Below are 16040 nucleotides of genomic sequence, written 5' to 3'. Positions count from 1 at the left end.
GGTCCGGAAGATAATAAGAGGTTTTAGACCATGGCCGGCTCCATCCTCATCGCACCCTCGGTCCTGTCGGCCGACTTCGCGCGACTGGGGGAGGAGGTGCGGGCCGTCGATGCCGCCGGCGCCGATTGGATCCATGTCGACGTGATGGACGGCCGTTTCGTTCCCAACATCACGATCGGCCCGGTCGTGCTCAAGGCGATTCGCCGCTCGACGGCGAAGCCGCTCAACGTCCATCTGATGATCGTCGAGCCCGAGCGCTATGTCGCGGCCTTCGCCGAAGCCGGCGCCGATCACCTGCTGGTCCAGGCCGAGCCCGGCTCCACGATCCACCTGCATCGCACGCTCGGCCAGATCCGCGGGCTCGGCAAGAAGGCCGGGGTCGTGATCGACCCGGCGAGCCCGCCCGAGCTCATCGAGTATGTCCTGCATCTTTGCGACATCATCCTGGTGATGACGGTCAATCCCGGCTTCGGCGGTCAGTCCTTCCTGCCTGAGATGCTGCCCAAGATCCGGCGCATCCGGGACATGTGCACGCAACGCGGCCTCGACCCGGTGATCGAGGTCGATGGCGGCGAGAACGAGATGACGGCGGCACTGGCTGCCGCGGCGGGCGCCACTGCGATCGTCGCCGGCTCGGCGATCTTCGGCACCAAGGATTACAAGGCAGCCATCGCCGCGATCCGCACCAGCGCCGCCGCGGGGGCCGCCAGGCCATGAATGACGCCGATCGCAATGCCCTCAAGCGCGAGGCGGCGGAGGCGGCGGTCGAGCTGGTCGAGGACGGCATGATCGTCGGGCTCGGCACCGGCTCGACGGCGGCATTCGCGGTCGAGGCCCTGGCCCGCCGCCATCGGCAGGGCCTGCGTTTCGTCGGCATTCCGACGTCGGAGCGAACCGCGGCGCAGGCGAAGGCGGCCGGCATTCCGCTGTCCTCCTTTGCCGAGCATCGACAGATCGACCTCACGATCGACGGCGCCGACGAGGTCGAACGCGGCACCCTGAACCTGATCAAGGGGCTGGGTGGCGCCCTGTTGCGCGAGAAGATCGTCGCCAACGCGAGCCGCCGTCTCGCCATCGTCGTCGATGGCGTCAAGCTGGTCGATCGATTGGGGACGCACGCGCCGGTCCCGGTCGAGGTCGTTGCCTTCGGGCTGGAAGTCACCCAGGCGGCCCTAAAAGTGTTCGCCGCGGAGGTCCGGCCGCGGCTGACGCCGGCGGGCGACCTGTTCGTCACCGATGGCGGCAACCGCATTCTCGACTGCCACTTCGCCGGCCCCATGGCCGATCCGGCGCGGCTGGAAGACCGCATCCGCCGAGTCGTCGGCGTGGTCGAGAGCGGCCTGTTCATCGGCCGCGCCGATCCGGTGTTCGTCGCCGACGGGCAGGGCGTCCATCGCCTCGACAGCGCGCGCGCCCATCGTGGTCGTCCGCCGATCCTGGTGGTCATGGGCGTGTCGGGCGCCGGCAAGTCGACCGTCGCCAAGGAGCTCGCCGCGCGCCTCGGCTGGTCTTTCGAGGAGGGCGACGCGCTGCATCCCGAGGCCAACGTCGCCAAGATGCATGGCGGAATCCCGCTGACCGACGCTGACCGCCAGCCCTGGCTCGAAAGCGTGGCCGCCTGGATCGACGGTCAGCGCGCCAAGAAGCAGCCCGGCATCATCACCTGCTCCGCTCTCAAACGGGCCTATCGCCGGATCGTCATCGGCGACCGGCCGGAAGTACGGCTGGTCTACCTTCGCGGCAGCCGCGACGTCATGGCCGAACATCTGGCGAAGCGCAGCGGCCACTTCATGCCGGCGAGCCTGCTGCAGAGTCAGATCGATACCCTTGAGGAGCCCGGACCGGACGAAGATCCTCTGGTTGTCGATGTCGGCCCGCCCGTCGACCAGGTCGCCCACGAGGTCATTCGCCAGCTTGGTGCGTCCGCGACACTACCCAGCTAGCGACAGGGAGCAGCGATCGATGCCGGCGACGATCACTCCTGAAGAGCAACGTCTTGCCAAGGCAAACGAACGTCGCGAGGCCTGGCGCAAATGGGGCCCCTATGTGAGCGAGCGCCAGTGGGGCACGGTGCGCGAGGACTACAGCGCCGATGGCGACGCCTGGAACTACTTCCCCCATGATCACGCGCGCAGCCGTGCGTATCGCTGGGGCGAGGACGGAATCGGCGGGTTTTGCGATGCCAAGCAGCAGCTGTGCATGGCCGTCGCGCTATGGAACGGCAGGGACCCGATCCTGAAAGAGCGCATGTTCGGGCTCAGCAACCGCGAGGGCAATCACGGCGAGGACGTCAAGGAGCTCTACTACTATCTCGACGCGGTGCCGACCTACAGCTACGCCCGCATGCTCTACAAATATCCGCAGGCGGCCTTTCCCTACGACCTGCTGGTGCAGGAAAACGCGCTGCGCGACCGGCGGCAGCCGGAATTCGAGATCATCGATACCGGCATCTTCGACACCGACCGCTACTTCGACGTCGACATCGAATATGCCAAGGCGGGCGTCGACGACATCCTGCTGCGCGTGACCGTCACCAATCGCGGCCCCGAGGAAGCGGCAATTCATGTGCTGCCGCAGGTCTGGTTCCGCAACACCTGGAGCTGGTTCACGGACAGGCCGAAGCCCTCCCTGGAGCGCACCGGGGACGATGTCGTGGTAAAGCATGAGACACTCGGCGCCTATTCGATCCACTTCGATGGACCAGACGAGATCAAGTTCTGCGAGAACGAGACCAACGTCACAAAACTGTACGGCTGCGAACCCACCGGCCGTTTGTACAAGGACGGCTTCAACGATTATCTGGTGGGCGGAGCCAAGGACGCCGTCGGTTCACACAAGGGCACCAAGGCGGCTGGCATCTTCCGGCGGACGGTTGCGGCGGGCGCCAGCACCACCATCCGGGTCAGGCTGAGCGTCGGATCGCCCGGGCCCGAACCCTTCGACGATTTCGAGCGGATCTTCAGCCTGCGCAAATCCGAGGCGGACGCCTTCTACGCCGGGCTGCAGAGCAAGGTGGTGGACGAGGACCTGCGCCGCATTCAACGCCAGGCTTTCGCGGGCGTCCTGTGGTCGAAGCAATATTTCTACTACGACGTCACCGAGTGGCTGGACGGCGATCCGGCGCAACCTCCGCCCGCCGGCGCCCGCCATAGGGGACGCAACAGCGAGTGGGTCCATGCCACCATGGAAGACGTCGTCTCGATGCCGGACAAATGGGAGTTCCCCTGGTTCGCGGCGTGGGACTGGGCCTTCCATCTGGTCACGCTCGCCTTGCTCGATCTGGAGGATGCCAAGCATCAGCTGATCCTGCTCGGCCAATCCTGGTACATGCACCCGAACGGGCAGCTGCCCGCCTACGAATGGAACTTCAGCGACGTCAATCCGCCCGTGCAGGCCTGGGCAGCACTGCGCCTTTACGAAGAGGAGCGGCGGCGCAACGGCCAGGGTGACCGGAAGTTTCTCGAGCGGATCTTCACCAAGCTGCTGCTCAACTTCACCTGGTGGGTGAACCGAAAGGACCCACGCGGCCTCAACGTCTTCGAAGGCGGCTTCCTCGGCATGGACAATATCGGCGTCTTCGACCGGTCCGCGCCGCTGCCGGTCGACGGCATGCAGGTGCAGTCCGATGGGACGTCGTGGATGGCGATGTACAGCCTGAACATGCTGCGCATCGCCATCGAGCTGGCGCAGGAAGACGACGCCTACCAGGACATCGCGACCAAGTTCTTCGAGCATTTCCTGATGATCGGCGGGGCGATGACCAACCTCGGCGGCAAGGGCCTGAGCTTGTGGGACGACACCGACAATTTCTTCTACGACTGGCTCGTCATGGGCAACGGCGAGGCGACGCCGCTGCGCGTGCGCTCCCTGGTTGGCCTGATTCCGGCGTTCGCCGTCGAGACCATAGACGAGGCCCAGCTGAAGAACATGCCGTCGTTTACCCGGCAGCGGGATTGGTATCTGCGCTACCGTCCAAAGCTTGCGGCCCTGGTTTCCCGGGTGAACACGCCGGGCGCCGACGACACACGCCAGCTCGCCATCGCCCGCGCCTTCCGCGCGTCCAAGGTGATGGCACGCGTCCTCGACAAGAATGAATTCCTGTCGGACTACGGAATACGGTCCCTGTCGCGATACCACCTCGACCACCCCTACGTCTTCGAGGCCGGCAGCTTTCGCTCATCCGCGGTCAGATACGTTCCGGCCGAATCGGACAGCGATCTGTTCGGCGGCAATTCCAACTGGCGCGGGCCGATCTGGATGCCGATCAACTACCTGTTCATCGAAAGCGTGAACAAGTTCGCCAAGTTCTACGGCAATGAGTTCCGCGTGGAATGCCCCGTCGGATCGGGCGCGATGCTGTCGCTGAAGGAGATCGCCGACGATCTGCGCAATCGCTTGATCAACATCTTTCGGCGCGACGACAAGGGACGACGGGCCGTCTTCGGCGGCTACGAGAAGATGCAGACCGATCCGCACTTCAAGGACTACCTCCTGTTCCACGAATATTACGACGGCGACACCGGTCGCGGCCTCGGCGCCTCGCACCAGACGGGATGGAGCGCTTTGGTCGCCAACATGATTGCCGAGCTGCATGAGTAGGGCCGGCCATGGCTGGACCGTAAGTCACGGCTGTCACCTCGAGCGCAGCGAGGGGCCTTTGAGGCCGCAGGAAAGGTCCCTCGCTACGCTCGGGATGACAGCGGGGCTTGTGTCCGGCAGTTGCGGTTCCGGGGACTAGGATGATCGAGCCGCGCTATCCCTCGCTGTTCGAGATCAACACGAGGGTGTGGCTTTACCGGCTGTCACGGGAGGCCGGAAAGCCGATCACCCTTGCCGATGTCGATGATGCCACCCTCGACGATCTCGCGCGTCGCGGCTTCGACTGGATCTGGCTTCTGAGCGTGTGGCGGACCGGTGCGGCCAGCCGGGCCGTATCGCGCGGCAACCCGGCCTGGCAGGCCGAGTTCCGGTCGGTGCTGCCGGATCTGACGCAGGACGATATCTGCGGATCGGGCTTCGCCATCAGCGCCTACGAGGTCGATGAGGCACTGGGCGGCAAGGCGGCGCTGGCCGTGTTCCGCGCCCGGCTCGCCGAGCGCGGGCTGCGGCTCATGCTCGACTTCGTGCCCAATCACACGGCGCTCGATCATCCTTGGACGAAGACGCGTCCCGATTTCTACCTCCAGGGCAGCGAACAGGCTCTCGCCGCCCAGCCGGAGAACTATTGTCGGGTCGACACCGATCACGGGCAGCGCATCCTGGCCTATGGGCGCGACCCCAATTTTCCCGGCTGGCCGGACGCGCTGCAGCTGAACTACGCCAATCCGGCGCTGCAGGAAGCGCAGATGGCGGAACTGGCGACCATCGCCGAGCAATGCGATGGCGTGCGCTGCGATATGGCGATGCTTGCGCTGCCGGACGTCTTCCTGCGCACCTGGGGCGTGACCCCGGAGCCGTTCTGGCCAAAGGCGATCGCGGCCGTGCGCGAGGCCCATCGTGACTTCACCTTCCTGGCCGAGGCCTATTGGGACCTCGAATGGGAGCTGCAGCAGCAGGGCTTCGACTACTGCTACGACAAGCGGCTCTACGATCGCCTGCGCCATGCCGATGCCGGCGCCATTCGCGCCCATCTGGGTGCGGGCCTCGACTACCAGGACCGGCTGGCGCGTTTCCTCGAGAACCACGACGAGCCGCGCGCCGCATCGGTCTTTCCCTGGCCGCGGCACCGGGCGGCGGCCATTGTCACGTTCCTGGCGCCGGGGCTGCGGTTCTTTCATCAAGGCCAGCTCGAGGGCGCGCAGGTCAGAGTGCCTATGCACTTGCGCCGCGCACCGACCGAAGCCCACAAGGCAGATATTGCAGCCTTCTACGACAGGCTCCTGGCCGCGCTCCGGACGTCCGATGCCTTGCGCAAAGGCGCCTGGTCGCTGATCCCGCCGCAATCGGCCTGGGCTGGCAATCCGACGTGGCAGGACTTCATTTCGTATGCCTGGCAGTCGCTCGACGGCGGCCGCTACGTCGTCGTCGTCAACTATTCGGACCATCAGGGGCAGTGCCGACTCCGGCTGCCCTTTGATGGCTTGGCCTGCCTGGAAGTTCGGCTGACCGATGTGATGGGAAGCGAGGTCCATTTGCGGGACGGCAGCGACCTGCTCGATCCCGGCCTCTACATCGATCTTGGGGCGTGGCGCTACAATGTCTTCAGGCTGGATCCCGCCGGGTCTTGATGCTCGATGCGCCGCCACAGCGCTTCGATCATCGCCTTCAGCGCCAGCGCGTCCTCCCAGCGGTCCGACAGCTCGGCGCCGTCCGGACCAGTGATGGCATAGGGCGGCGGACCGAGCTCGCACAGGAAGGTCAGCACGGCGTCGGGACCGGCGCGTTTGCGCCAGGAGCGGATGGCGTATTCCCACCATCCCATGAACAGCTCGACCCAGCCTTGATGCTGTGGGAAGCCCAGCGAGATCTGCACCTGCTCGCGGCTGGCGATGCGGCCGTGGATGCCCCAGGCATTGTCGAGCACGCGATGCATCATGCGGTGGTTTTCCTCGTCGACCGGCCAGGCGAATTCGCGCCCCACCAGGTAGTGCGAGATGTCCGCCGTGAGCCGGAGGTCGGGAAAGCAGTCGAGAAGCTGCAGCATGAAGTAGAGATCGGTCGTCATGCGGTCGCGATGGGTCTCGACATGGACCGCCACGCCCGACTGCTCGCTGAGACGCCGCCACCCCTCCAGCAACGGGATGCAGTCCTCGAGCCGCCGTGGCCGCACGTTGGGCTGCAGGTTGACATGATCGGCGCCCAGCCGGGCCACCAGCTCGAGCACCGGCTTCAGGTCGTCGACGCTGGTCGGATAGCACTGCGCCTGCCAGATCATGTCGTGCGCGCGCAGGAAGTCGGTGGCTTCGGTGGCGAAGGCCGGATCGATGAAGCGGACGCCGGCGCCGGCGAAGCCCGCCTCCCGGATCATCTCGAGCTGCGTCTGCAAGGGCCATTCGGCGGCGTCGGCGCGACGCCGCTCCATGGCCCATAGCGATTGCAGGACGCGAAGTTGCTGCGGCATCGGATCAGGCCCGCGCCGGCTGTGCCGACGGTGCGGGCTGCGAGTTGTCGGTCGTGATGCTTTCCTCGTAGGTCTCGGGCCCTGCCCAGATGGCCCAGGTGGTGAGCAGCGACAGCACGATCACATAGATCGACACCGGCCACCAGGCGCCGCTGGCCCACGCCACGAGCGCCGTGGCGAGGAACGGGGCGGGGCCGCCGGCCAGCAGCGAACCCAGCTCGCGGGCGAAGGCGAAGCCCGCGAAGCGCCGCTGTGGCGGAAAGAGCTCGGCGAAGTAGGCGGCTTGCGGGCCGAACATCGCCGCCGTCACCACGGCGCGCGCCAGGATGAAGGCGAGCGCAATCAAGATCCATTCCTTGGTGCTCACCAGCCAGAAGAACGGGAAGGCGAGGGCCACGCCGGCCAATGCGCCGAACATGTAGACCGGCCGACGGCCGATGCGGTCCGACAGGGCGGCAAAGCCCAGGATCGCGAACAGCTCGACGATGAAGGCGACCATGAGGGCGCTCAAGGCATCGGCTCGGGAAACGCCCAGGCTGATGACGTAGCTCAAGCCCCACACCGGGAAGAGGTAGCCCAGGCCGTTTTCCGCCAATCGCGCGCCCAGCACGACCATGAAGTTGCGCGGATGCTTCTGCAGCGCCGACATCGCCGGGTTGCTCTCGACCTTGTTCTTGGCCAGCACGGCTTCCGTGTAGACCGGCGTCTCGGTGACGCGCAGGCGGACATAGATGCCGACGGCGATCAGCAGGATGCTGGCGAGAAACGGCACGCGCCATCCCCACGACATCAGATCCTCGCGCGGCAGCATGGTCACGAGGGCGAAGGCGCCGGCCGCCATCAGGTTGCCGACTGAAACGCCGAGCGGCGCGAAGCCGCCCCAGAAGCCGCGATGCTTCGGCGGCGCATTCTCCACCAGGTAGATCACCGCGCCGCCATACTCGGCGCCGGCGCCCAGACCCTGCACGACGCGCAGCGCAACGAGCAGGATCGGCGCCCAGTAGCCGATCTGGGCATGGGTCGGCAGGAGGCCGATGGCCGTCGTGCCGACGCCGATCATCAGCAGGGTCGTCACCAGCACGGGCTTGCGGCCATAGCGGTCGCCCATGATGCCGAAGATGATGCCGCCCAGCGGGCGCACCACGAAGCCGACGCCGAAGGTCAGGAAGGACAGCAGCGTGCCGACCAGCGGATCGCTCTTGGGGAAGAACAGCTCGCCGAACACCAGTGCGGCGGCGGTGCCGTAGAGAAAGAAGTCATACCATTCGAGCGCCGAGCCCACGCTGGCGGCAATGATCACGCGCACCGGCATGCCGCCGGCGGCCTTGGTCGTCGTTATCATGGCGTTTCCTCACTTGTTTTTTCTTAGCCGCGCCGATCAGGCGGCGCGATTGAAGTAGGACTTCGTTGCGATGGATTGCGTCTCGTAGATCGAGCCGCTGCGCAGCGGCGGGGGCAGGGGTATGCGGACCGGCGCGGCCGTCATGCGCGGCGTGGTCACCGAACCGCCGGCGAGCAGGCGACTGTCGAACTCGGTGAAATCCTTCACGCCCATCAGCGGCCAGGCATCGCTTGCCGCGACTTCGTAAAGCAGCAGGTTGCGCGGACGATCCGATGTGTTGAGCGCCGATCCGTGCAGCGCACGCACATGGTGGAACGACATGCTGCCGGCGCGGCCCATGCAGGGGACCGAACGCTCGATCTCGGCTCGGATCTCGTCGGGATCGATCAGGCCCGCGAAGCGACCGTCCGCGCCGTGATGGTTCCACACCGGGCCGGTGTGCGTGCCGGGCGATACCAGCATGGGGCCGTTGGAAAGGTCGGTGTCGTCGAGCAGGACACCGACCGCCAGCACGTCGTCGTTGGTGTGCGGATAGAACGCCCAGTCCTGATGCCATTCGACAGGCGAGCCGTAGTGCGCCGACTTCATGTTGAGCTTCGAGCCGTACAGGCGCAGTCCCGGTCCCAGCAACGCCTTCAGGATCGCGATGACCTCGGGCCTGCGCACCACCTCGTCGAACACGGCGTGCACCTTGTGGGGCGCCTTGATGCGCCGCACGCGCGGGCTCTGCGGCGTGTGGCCGGGTTCGAGGTCGTAGATGTCGGTGTGCTCGGTGGTGCTGGCGGCACCGGCGACCAGCTCGGCGACGACCTGGCGCATGCGGGCCAGGACCTGGCTGTCGAGGACATCCGGCACGACGATGACGCCGTCCCGCTTGTAAGCTTCTACTTGCTGGTCGCTCAGCATCGGGTCACCTCCAAGTATGCGCCAAGAGTGCCTTGACGGCTTATGATAGCGCTGTCATTCTGGAATGATAGCGCTGTCATTCGCCGAATTGCAATACCGTGGCTGCAAGGCAGGGGTATGGTGAGCCGCATGGCTGACATCCCGACGGAGCTGCAGGAGCGCACTGCGCCGACCCTTGAGGCGGTGGCGAAGCGCGCCGGGGTTTCGCCGATCACCGTGAGCAGGGTGGTGCGCCAGCCCGGCATCGTGTCGGACGACACGCGCCTGCGCGTCGAAGCGGCGATGCGCGAACTGGGCTACGTCCCGAACATGGTGGCGGGGTCGCTGGCCAGCGCCCGCACGCGCTTGGTCGGCGTGCTGGTGCCGACGATCGCCAACTCGATCTTTGCCGACACGGTCCAGGGCCTTTCGGAGGTGCTCGAGCCGCTGGGCTTTACGGTGATCCTGGCCCAGTCGGGCTATGACGATGCGCGCGAGGAAAAGATGTTGGCGGCGCTGCTGTCGCGTCGGCCCGAGGCCATCATCATGGTGGGCGCGCCGGCGACGCCGGCCGGCGCCGAGATGCTGCGGCGGGCGCGCATCGCGGTGGTCGAGACCTGGGAACTGCCAGCCGCGCCGATCGACGCCGCGGCCGGGTTCGACAACCATGCCGCCGGCGTCGAGGTCGCGCGGTATTTCGCCAAGGCCGGCCGGCGCCGCCTGGCCTTCGTCGGCGGCGACGATCGTCGTGCCGAGCAGCGCTGGCTGGGCTTCCTCGAGGCCGCCCGCGCGGCGGGACTGGACGATCCACAGCGCGTGTCGGTCACGCGAGGGGCGGGCGCCGGCGCCGCGACGGTGGTCCTTACCGAAGCGCCCGACGCCGACGCTGTCTTCGCGGCCAACGACGCCTACGCCATCGCTCTGTTGTCGGCGATGCGCCGCGCCGATCTGCTGGGGCCCCTCGGGTCGCCTCAGCCCGTCGCCGTCGTCGGCCTTGGCGATCTCGAGATGGGGCGGCTGTTCGCGCCGGCCCTCAGCACGATCCGCGTCCACGGCGTCGCCATCGGCCGCACGGCAGCCGAACTGGCGCTCGATCCAACCAGGCCGCGGCGTGTCGATCTTGGATTTGAGCTTGTCCTGAGAGAGAGCGGGTAGTCACCGCCAAAGGGCGCTCTCAGTTGCGGCTAGGTCGGACGCTTCGCAATGGCGAGGCCGACACCGAGCGCCACCATTGCCGCGCCGGACGCTTCGCGTAGACGGCGGATCAGAGCCGGACGCGCTGTGGCGCCCTCACGGATGCCGCTCGCTGCAAACGCGACCACGATGTCGGCAAGGGTGTTGAGGGCGGCGGACACGAAGCCAAGCACCATGAATTGCAGGGCGACGCTGCCGGCGGTCGGGTCGACGAACTGGGGGATGAAGGCCAGGAAGAAGGCGGCGGTCTTGGGATTCAACGCCTCGACAACCACGCCTTCTCGAAACGCTCGCCAAGGACCCGCTGGCGGTGAGGCGCCGCCGCCCAAGCTCGTCGCTGCATCCCGGCGAGCGGCCCGGATCGTGCGAATGCCAAGCCAGACAAGATATGCGGCACCGACGAGCTTCAGCGCGGTGAACAGTTCGGCGCTCGCCAGAACGACGGCCGAAACACCGAGGCTGCCCGCCAGCACGTGCACCATGCCGCCCAGGCCGGTGCCGAAGCTCGAAGCCACACCCTCGCCGCGGCCACCGGCGAGCGTGCGCGCGGCGACATAGAAGATGCCCGGCCCGGGCGTGACGGCGAGCACGAAAGCTGCCGCGAAGAAGAGGGCGACTTGGGTCGGATCTGGCATGACGGAAGGTTAGCGTGCCATCACGAGCGACGCTTGATCAAAGACCGGCGGCTGCCGGCCAGTTGCCGATCCTCGGCCAGCGCCGGCGTCAGCCGTGTGGCGATCCACAGGATCTGTGCGTCCTCGGAGCCGGCGGACAGGCAGGCATGCCCCATCGTGCTGTCGAAGTAGCAGCTGTCGCCGGTCGACAGCAGCGCCGGCTCGTAGTGCTCGGTATGGAGGGTCACCTTTCCCGACAGCACATAGAAGAATTCCACGCCTTCGTGGGTGACGAGGGCAGGGAACTCGCTGAGCGCGTGGGCGCGTAGCGTCGTCAGTAGCGGCGTGAACGGCTTGTTGGCGACGTCGGCGCAGAGCAGCTCGTAGTCATATTGACCGGTCGATCGCCTGAGACCTTGGTCTCGACGGGTGATGCTTCGGCGTCCGTTGGCGCTGACCTCCGGCCGGTCGCGAAACAGGTCGGCGGTGTCGACCTTCAAGCCGTCGGCAAGCCGAAGGATGGTGTCGTAGGTCGGCGACATCAGCCCGTTCTCGATCTTCGAGATGGTCGATGAGGCAACGCCGCAGCGCGCGGCCAGGTCCTGGAGTTTCAGGCCGCCGGTCAGCCTTAGCCGTCGCACGATCTCGCCGAACGACGAAGCCGGATCCGGCCGAGGCTCGATGGCCGCTGCTCTTTGGCTCTTCCTGGTGCCTGCCATGTACTCTTTCCGCCCCTATCGCGGTGTATTTTTCCTATAGGAAAATCACTTTCCAAAAGGCAAATGAATGATAGCATCCCGGACGCGCTCTGCATCAGCGCCGAATGGGAAGGAAGCGGCCATGGGGAAATGGATCGGACGGTCGATGTTGGTGGCCATTGCCATGGTGGCCATGGCCGGCGGCGCACAGGCGCAAAAGAGCACGCTCGACGCGGTCAAGGACCGCGGCAAGCTCCGCTGCAGCGCCCATAACGGCAGCTTCCCGGCCTTCTTCGAGGTCGACGGCACCGGCCGCTGGCAGGGCTTTGACATCGATTTCTGCAAGGCCGTCGCGACCGCGATCCTGGGCGCTCCCGACAAGGTCGAGTACGTCCCCCTGAGCTGGGCGCAACGCTTTCCCTCGCTGCAGTCGGGCGACATCGATGTGCTGTTCAAGCAGACGGCGATGACCTTTTCGCGCGACACCAAGCTCGGGCTGCAGTTCAGCGTTCCCTATTTTTTCGGCGGCTTCCAGTTCATGGCCCGCGCCAAGTCGAACATCCAGGCGCCCAAGGATCTGGAAGGGGCCACCGTGTGCACGGCGGCGGGCACCAGCATCGAGCCAATGCTTGTCGACTTCATGGCTGCCCATAAGGTGAAGTTCCAACTCGTCACCTACGAAAAGACGGAGGAGCTGCAGAGCGCCTACTTCGCCGAACGCTGCGACGCCGTCGCCGGATACGGCCCGAGCCTGGCCGTGACGCGCGCGCTCAAGGTCAAGGACCCGAGCGAGCACGTTCTCCTGCCTTTCGCGCTCGGCGTGGAATCTCAGAACGCCGCCATCAGGGAGAACGACAAGCGCTTCCTCAATGTCGTCAACTGGACGATCCTGGCACTGATCAAGGCTGAGACGCTGGGCATCGACAGCAAGAACATCGACAGCAAGCGCGCCGAGCTTTCAGCCAAGCCGGACGCCAATCTCGAAGCCGCCCGGCTTCTCGGCGTGAAGCCTGGCATCGGCGCGCCCCTTGGCCTGCCGGAGACCTGGGCCTATGCGACGATCAAGGCGGTCGGGAACTACGGCGAGATCTACGATCGCAACATTGGAAGCGCGTCGCCCTACAAGCTCGACCGCGGTTTCAATCGCCTTTGGATGAACGGCGGCCTCATCTATTCGCCGGCCTTCGACTAGCGTGTCGACGCACATGCGCCAAGTCGGGTTTGGCGCCGCATTCCTTGCCGTCGCGATCCTCGTGGTCGCCTTGGCGGCGAGCGATGCCGGCCGGGAGGCCGTCTACCTGCTGTCGAAGCCGACCAACTGGCAGGTCGGTTTCGCGATCGTGCCGCACGCGCCGTCGGATCCCTACTGGTGGACGCTCGGCGTCGGCGCGCTCAACAGCATCGTCCTCGCCGCGATCTGCCTGGTCACATCGTCCGCCATCGGCTGTGCCGTCGCTGTCTTGCGGCTCTCCGCCAATCCGCTGTGGGCCGGCTACGCGGCGGCGTACGTGCAGCTCTTCAGGAACGTGCCGCTGATCCTGCAGGCGCTGTTCTGGTTTGCCCTGATCTCGCATTTACCCGCGCCCCGGCGGGCCATCGAGATCGGCGGTGTCGCCTTCCTCAGCAATCGCGGCATCTTCATCCCGGTCCCGACGGGCCTTGGCTGGTTGATGCTGGCGGCCGCGTTTGTTGCCGCGATCTTCTGCGTCCTCCAGTGGCGCCGGCGCTCGATCGCCTTGGCGGCCGTCGGTGCGCTCGGTCTCGCCATCATCGCCGGTCTCGCCGTCGAGCGGATGTCGGCGTTGGTGTCGATGCCGGTCCTGCGCGGCTTCAACTTCCAGGGGGGCTTGCGGATTCAAAGCGAGCTTTTGGCGATCGCCCTCGGCATCTCCTTGTTCGGCGGCGCCTATATCGCGGAGATCGTGCGCGGGGGCTTCCTGACGGTGCCGCGCGGCGTGCTCGAGGCCGCGCAGTCGTTCGGCTTGTCGCCGTGGGCGATCTTCGTGAAGGTGAGGGCGCCGCTTGCGCTTCGCTCGGTCATCCTGCCGTTGGGCAGCCAGTACACGACCATTCTCAAGCTGACGGCGCTGGGGCTCGCCGTCGGTTACGCCGATCTCTTCTCGGTGACGATCCTCGCCATCAACCACAGCGGCCAGACCATTCCTTTGATCCTGATCATGACGGCCTGCTTTGCCGGCCTGAACCTGCTGATCGTCGCCGTCATGAACCTGGCGAACAGACGGCTGGCCATTCCGGGCTACCAGGTCTGATGGTCGGGCAGACGCTCTCGACGCATCGCCCGCCGCCAGAGTCGGCGCTGCTGCGAACCGTGCGGGCCTTGTTCGACGGATGGTTCAACAGCCTGTTCACGCTGGTCGGCCTGGTGGCCCTGGTGACGGCGAGCGTATCGATCGTCGAATGGGCGCTTATAAATGCCGTCTGGTCGGCGACCTCCGATGCCGACTGCGCTGCCAAGGGCAGCGGCGCGTGCTGGGCGGTCATCCGCGACCGCTACCGCATCATCTTCTTCGGCCTCTATCCCTACGAGCAGCAATGGCGGTCGGCGGTTGCCTGCGGCATCGCCTTGTCGGGCATTTGCCTGAGCGGTCTGCCGGCCTTCTGGTCGGTGGCGCGACTGCCCGTCTTGTGGGCCGTCGTGACCGTCTCCTTCGTGGCCCTGATGCGTGGCGGTCTGTTCGGACTGCCGGCCGTGGCGACGGAACAATGGGGCGGCTTCACGCTCACCGTCTATCTCTACGCCTCGACGGTCCTGTTGGGCTTTCCTCTGGCTGTCGCTCTCGCCCTGCTGCGGCGGAAGCGTCGCGGCGTGGCGAAGCACATCGCGGCCTTCCTGGTCGATGGCGTTCGCACACTGCCCAGCATCAGCATCCTCTTCATCGTGGCGGTTCTCGCGCCCTTCGTGCTGCCGGCCTGGGCGTTGCCGGACAAGCTCACCCGCCTCGTGCTGGCCTTCGCCCTGGTCTTTGCCTGCTATGAGGCGGAAATCGTCCGCGCCGGCCTGCAGACCATCCCCGTCGGCCAGGACGAGGCGGCGCGGGCATTGGGACTGCGCTATCCCGGGCGCGTACGGTTCGTGCTGTTGCCGCAGGGGCTGAAGAACACGCTGCCGTCGTCGGTCAATCTGTTCCTGTCGACCTTCAAGGAGACGTCCATCGTCTCGGTGATCGGCTTCTTCGAGTTCACCGCCTCGGCTCAGGCGGCGTATGGCAACGCCGCATGGGCCAACGCCTACCTGGAAGTCTATCTGTTCGTCGGCCTTGTCTATTTCCTCTGCACCCTGGGCCTGGCTTCGTACGGCCTGTGGCTCGAGCGAGCGGTGAACGTGGAGCGCAAGCGTGAAAAGTAGCAACGACATTCCGGTTTCGGTCATCAACGCTTTTTCCGACGACCCCTTCGGCGGCAATCCCGCAGCGGTGTGCCGGCTGCAAGCCTGGCTGTCCGACGACATCCTGCGCAAGATCGCCCTCCAGACCGGCCTGCCGATCACGTCGTTCCTCGTGCGCGAGGGCAACGCCGAGCGGCTGCGCTGGTTCGCGCGCGAGGGCAACGAAGTCCAGTCCCTGTGCGGCCATGGAACGGTGGCGGCCGCTCACGTCTGCCTGAGGTTGGAACAGGAGGCGCCGTCGACAGTCGCCTTCCAGACGCGGGCCGGACTCCTCGTCGCGACCCGGGAAGGGGATGCCGTCGCGATCGACTTTCCGCGCTGGACGATCACGCGCTGCGATCCTCCGCCGGGTCTTGCCGATGCCCTTGGCCTGGCAGCGCAGGAATATTGGACGGCGGGGAGAGACTATCTGGCGGTTTACGCGAATGAGGCTGAGGTCCGGAGCCTGAGGCCCGATTTCGAGCGCCTGCTAGCGCTGGGCCGGCACGGCTTCATCGCAACCGGCCCGGGCCTGTCACATGACTGCGTGTCGCGCTTCTTCTGCCCGAGCTTCGGCATCGGCGAGAACGAGGATCCCGTGACGGGATCGGCTCACTGTTCCATTGCCCCGTTGTGGGCCGAGCGGCTCGGGAAGCAGGAGATTCGCGCCTACCAAGCTTCCGGGCGGAGCGGCGATCTGGCCTGTCGGGTAAAGCCGGACGCGGTTCGAATCTCTGCACGTGCCGCCATATTCTTGAGGGGTACCATCTCGATCTAGCAGGCTCCACATAGTGATCTTGACGGATTTGTCTGGGGCCATTCGAGGATCGGCAGATCCTGCTGGCTCATTCAGGATCGCGAT

14 protein-coding genes and 1 pseudogene are annotated in these 16040 nt (G+C 66.1%); 10 read left to right on the top strand and 5 right to left on the bottom strand.

The window, feature by feature from the left end; all coding sequences use genetic code 11:
* Positions 1-30: 30 nt before the first annotated feature.
* The 5 genes and pseudogenes from rpe (at position 31) to RSO01_RS18745 (ending at position 6227) form a co-directional block, all read left to right on the top strand.
* Complete coding sequence (gene rpe / locus RSO01_RS18765) at positions 31-717, top strand: ribulose-phosphate 3-epimerase (RefSeq protein WP_147150694.1); 687 nt, start codon at positions 31-33, stop codon at positions 715-717.
* Positions 714-1421 (top strand): annotated as a pseudogene (rpiA, locus tag RSO01_RS49910) (ribose-5-phosphate isomerase RpiA); the annotation flags it as partial. The gene rpe and the pseudogene rpiA, both read left to right, overlap by 4 nt.
* Before the next feature lie 24 nt (positions 1422-1445).
* Positions 1446-1943, top strand: a complete 498-nt coding sequence (locus RSO01_RS49905; protein ID WP_147150696.1) for a gluconokinase — start codon at positions 1446-1448, stop codon at positions 1941-1943.
* Between the two features lie 19 nt (positions 1944-1962).
* The gene (locus tag RSO01_RS18750) at positions 1963-4599 is read left to right on the top strand and encodes an MGH1-like glycoside hydrolase domain-containing protein (RefSeq protein ID WP_147150692.1); all 2637 of its coding nucleotides are present in this window, start codon (positions 1963-1965) and stop codon (positions 4597-4599) included.
* Between the two features lie 140 nt (positions 4600-4739).
* A complete protein-coding gene (locus RSO01_RS18745) occupies positions 4740-6227 on the top strand; it encodes an alpha-amylase family glycosyl hydrolase (RefSeq protein ID WP_147150690.1) in 1488 nt (495 codons plus the stop codon).
* On the opposite strand, the gene RSO01_RS18740 is transcribed toward RSO01_RS18745, so the two are convergent.
* From RSO01_RS18740 to RSO01_RS18730, 3 genes are read right to left on the bottom strand one after another with little or no spacing between them, the layout of a single operon-like run.
* Positions 6191-7060 carry a sugar phosphate isomerase/epimerase family protein gene (locus RSO01_RS18740; RefSeq protein ID WP_147150688.1) on the bottom strand — a complete coding sequence of 290 codons (870 nt, stop codon included), beginning with the start codon at positions 7058-7060 and terminating at the stop codon, positions 6191-6193. The two genes, RSO01_RS18745 and RSO01_RS18740, sit on opposite strands and share 37 nt — an antisense overlap.
* Positions 7061-7064: 4 nt before the next feature.
* Positions 7065-8402, bottom strand: a complete 1338-nt coding sequence (locus RSO01_RS18735; protein ID WP_147150686.1) for an MFS transporter — start codon at positions 8400-8402, stop codon at positions 7065-7067.
* 36 nt (positions 8403-8438) lie between these two features.
* The gene (locus RSO01_RS18730; RefSeq protein WP_147150684.1) at positions 8439-9308 is read right to left on the bottom strand and encodes a phytanoyl-CoA dioxygenase family protein; all 870 of its coding nucleotides are present in this window, start codon (positions 9306-9308) and stop codon (positions 8439-8441) included.
* Positions 9309-9437: 129 nt separating this feature from the next.
* Between RSO01_RS18730 and RSO01_RS18725 the strand changes: the two genes are divergently transcribed.
* On the top strand, positions 9438-10442 hold the full coding sequence (locus RSO01_RS18725) for a LacI family DNA-binding transcriptional regulator (RefSeq protein WP_170303177.1): 1005 nt from the start codon (positions 9438-9440) through the stop codon (positions 10440-10442).
* Between the two features lie 29 nt (positions 10443-10471).
* On the opposite strand, the gene RSO01_RS18720 is transcribed toward RSO01_RS18725, so the two are convergent.
* Both RSO01_RS18720 and RSO01_RS18715 read right to left on the bottom strand, forming a co-directional pair.
* The gene (locus RSO01_RS18720; protein WP_147150681.1) at positions 10472-11116 is read right to left on the bottom strand and encodes a LysE family translocator; all 645 of its coding nucleotides are present in this window, start codon (positions 11114-11116) and stop codon (positions 10472-10474) included.
* Positions 11117-11136: 20 nt separating this feature from the next.
* Positions 11137-11814 (bottom strand): helix-turn-helix domain-containing protein, encoded by a 678-nt coding sequence (locus RSO01_RS18715; protein ID WP_147150679.1) that lies wholly within the window; start codon positions 11812-11814, stop codon positions 11137-11139.
* Positions 11815-11935: 121 nt separating this feature from the next.
* Here RSO01_RS18715 and RSO01_RS18710 point away from each other — a divergent pair, with 121 nt between their 5' ends.
* The 4 genes from RSO01_RS18710 to RSO01_RS18695 are packed head-to-tail and all read left to right on the top strand — an operon-like array spanning position 11936 to position 15956.
* On the top strand, positions 11936-12985 hold the full coding sequence (locus RSO01_RS18710; protein ID WP_170303176.1) for a transporter substrate-binding domain-containing protein: 1050 nt from the start codon (positions 11936-11938) through the stop codon (positions 12983-12985).
* A gap of 13 nt (positions 12986-12998) precedes the next feature.
* A complete protein-coding gene (locus RSO01_RS18705) occupies positions 12999-14063 on the top strand; it encodes an ABC transporter permease subunit (protein ID WP_147150675.1) in 1065 nt (354 codons plus the stop codon).
* Positions 14063-15160 carry an amino acid ABC transporter permease gene (locus RSO01_RS18700; RefSeq protein WP_147150672.1) on the top strand — a complete coding sequence of 366 codons (1098 nt, stop codon included), beginning with the start codon at positions 14063-14065 and terminating at the stop codon, positions 15158-15160. The genes RSO01_RS18705 and RSO01_RS18700 overlap by 1 nt, the downstream gene beginning before the upstream one ends.
* Positions 15150-15956, top strand: a complete 807-nt coding sequence (locus RSO01_RS18695; protein ID WP_147150670.1) for a PhzF family phenazine biosynthesis protein — start codon at positions 15150-15152, stop codon at positions 15954-15956. The genes RSO01_RS18700 and RSO01_RS18695 overlap by 11 nt, the downstream gene beginning before the upstream one ends.
* Positions 15957-16040: the final 84 nt, after the last annotated feature.

Source organism: Reyranella soli (genome assembly GCF_007992495.1).
Classification (GTDB): domain Bacteria; phylum Pseudomonadota; class Alphaproteobacteria; order Reyranellales; family Reyranellaceae; genus Reyranella; species Reyranella soli.
This window is presented reverse-complemented; position numbering and strand designations above follow the sequence as displayed.

Bases quoted from the DNA above. Each gene is read 5' to 3' on its own strand.
- rpe (WP_147150694.1), top strand. From the start codon at position 31: ATGGCCGGCTCCATCCTCATCGCACCCTCGGTCCTGTCGGCCGACTTC.
- RSO01_RS49905 (WP_147150696.1), top strand. From the start codon at position 1,446: ATGGGCGTGTCGGGCGCCGGCAAGTCGACCGTCGCCAAGGAGCTCGCC.
- RSO01_RS18750 (WP_147150692.1), top strand. From the start codon at position 1,963: ATGCCGGCGACGATCACTCCTGAAGAGCAACGTCTTGCCAAGGCAAAC.
- RSO01_RS18745 (WP_147150690.1), top strand. From the start codon at position 4,740: ATGATCGAGCCGCGCTATCCCTCGCTGTTCGAGATCAACACGAGGGTG.
- RSO01_RS18740 (WP_147150688.1), bottom strand. From the start codon at position 7,060: ATGCCGCAGCAACTTCGCGTCCTGCAATCGCTATGGGCCATGGAGCGG.
- RSO01_RS18735 (WP_147150686.1), bottom strand. From the start codon at position 8,402: ATGATAACGACGACCAAGGCCGCCGGCGGCATGCCGGTGCGCGTGATC.
- RSO01_RS18730 (WP_147150684.1), bottom strand. From the start codon at position 9,308: ATGCTGAGCGACCAGCAAGTAGAAGCTTACAAGCGGGACGGCGTCATC.
- RSO01_RS18725 (WP_170303177.1), top strand. From the start codon at position 9,438: ATGGCTGACATCCCGACGGAGCTGCAGGAGCGCACTGCGCCGACCCTT.
- RSO01_RS18720 (WP_147150681.1), bottom strand. From the start codon at position 11,116: ATGCCAGATCCGACCCAAGTCGCCCTCTTCTTCGCGGCAGCTTTCGTG.
- RSO01_RS18715 (WP_147150679.1), bottom strand. From the start codon at position 11,814: ATGGCAGGCACCAGGAAGAGCCAAAGAGCAGCGGCCATCGAGCCTCGG.
- RSO01_RS18710 (WP_170303176.1), top strand. From the start codon at position 11,936: ATGGGGAAATGGATCGGACGGTCGATGTTGGTGGCCATTGCCATGGTG.
- RSO01_RS18705 (WP_147150675.1), top strand. From the start codon at position 12,999: ATGCGCCAAGTCGGGTTTGGCGCCGCATTCCTTGCCGTCGCGATCCTC.
- RSO01_RS18700 (WP_147150672.1), top strand. From the start codon at position 14,063: ATGGTCGGGCAGACGCTCTCGACGCATCGCCCGCCGCCAGAGTCGGCG.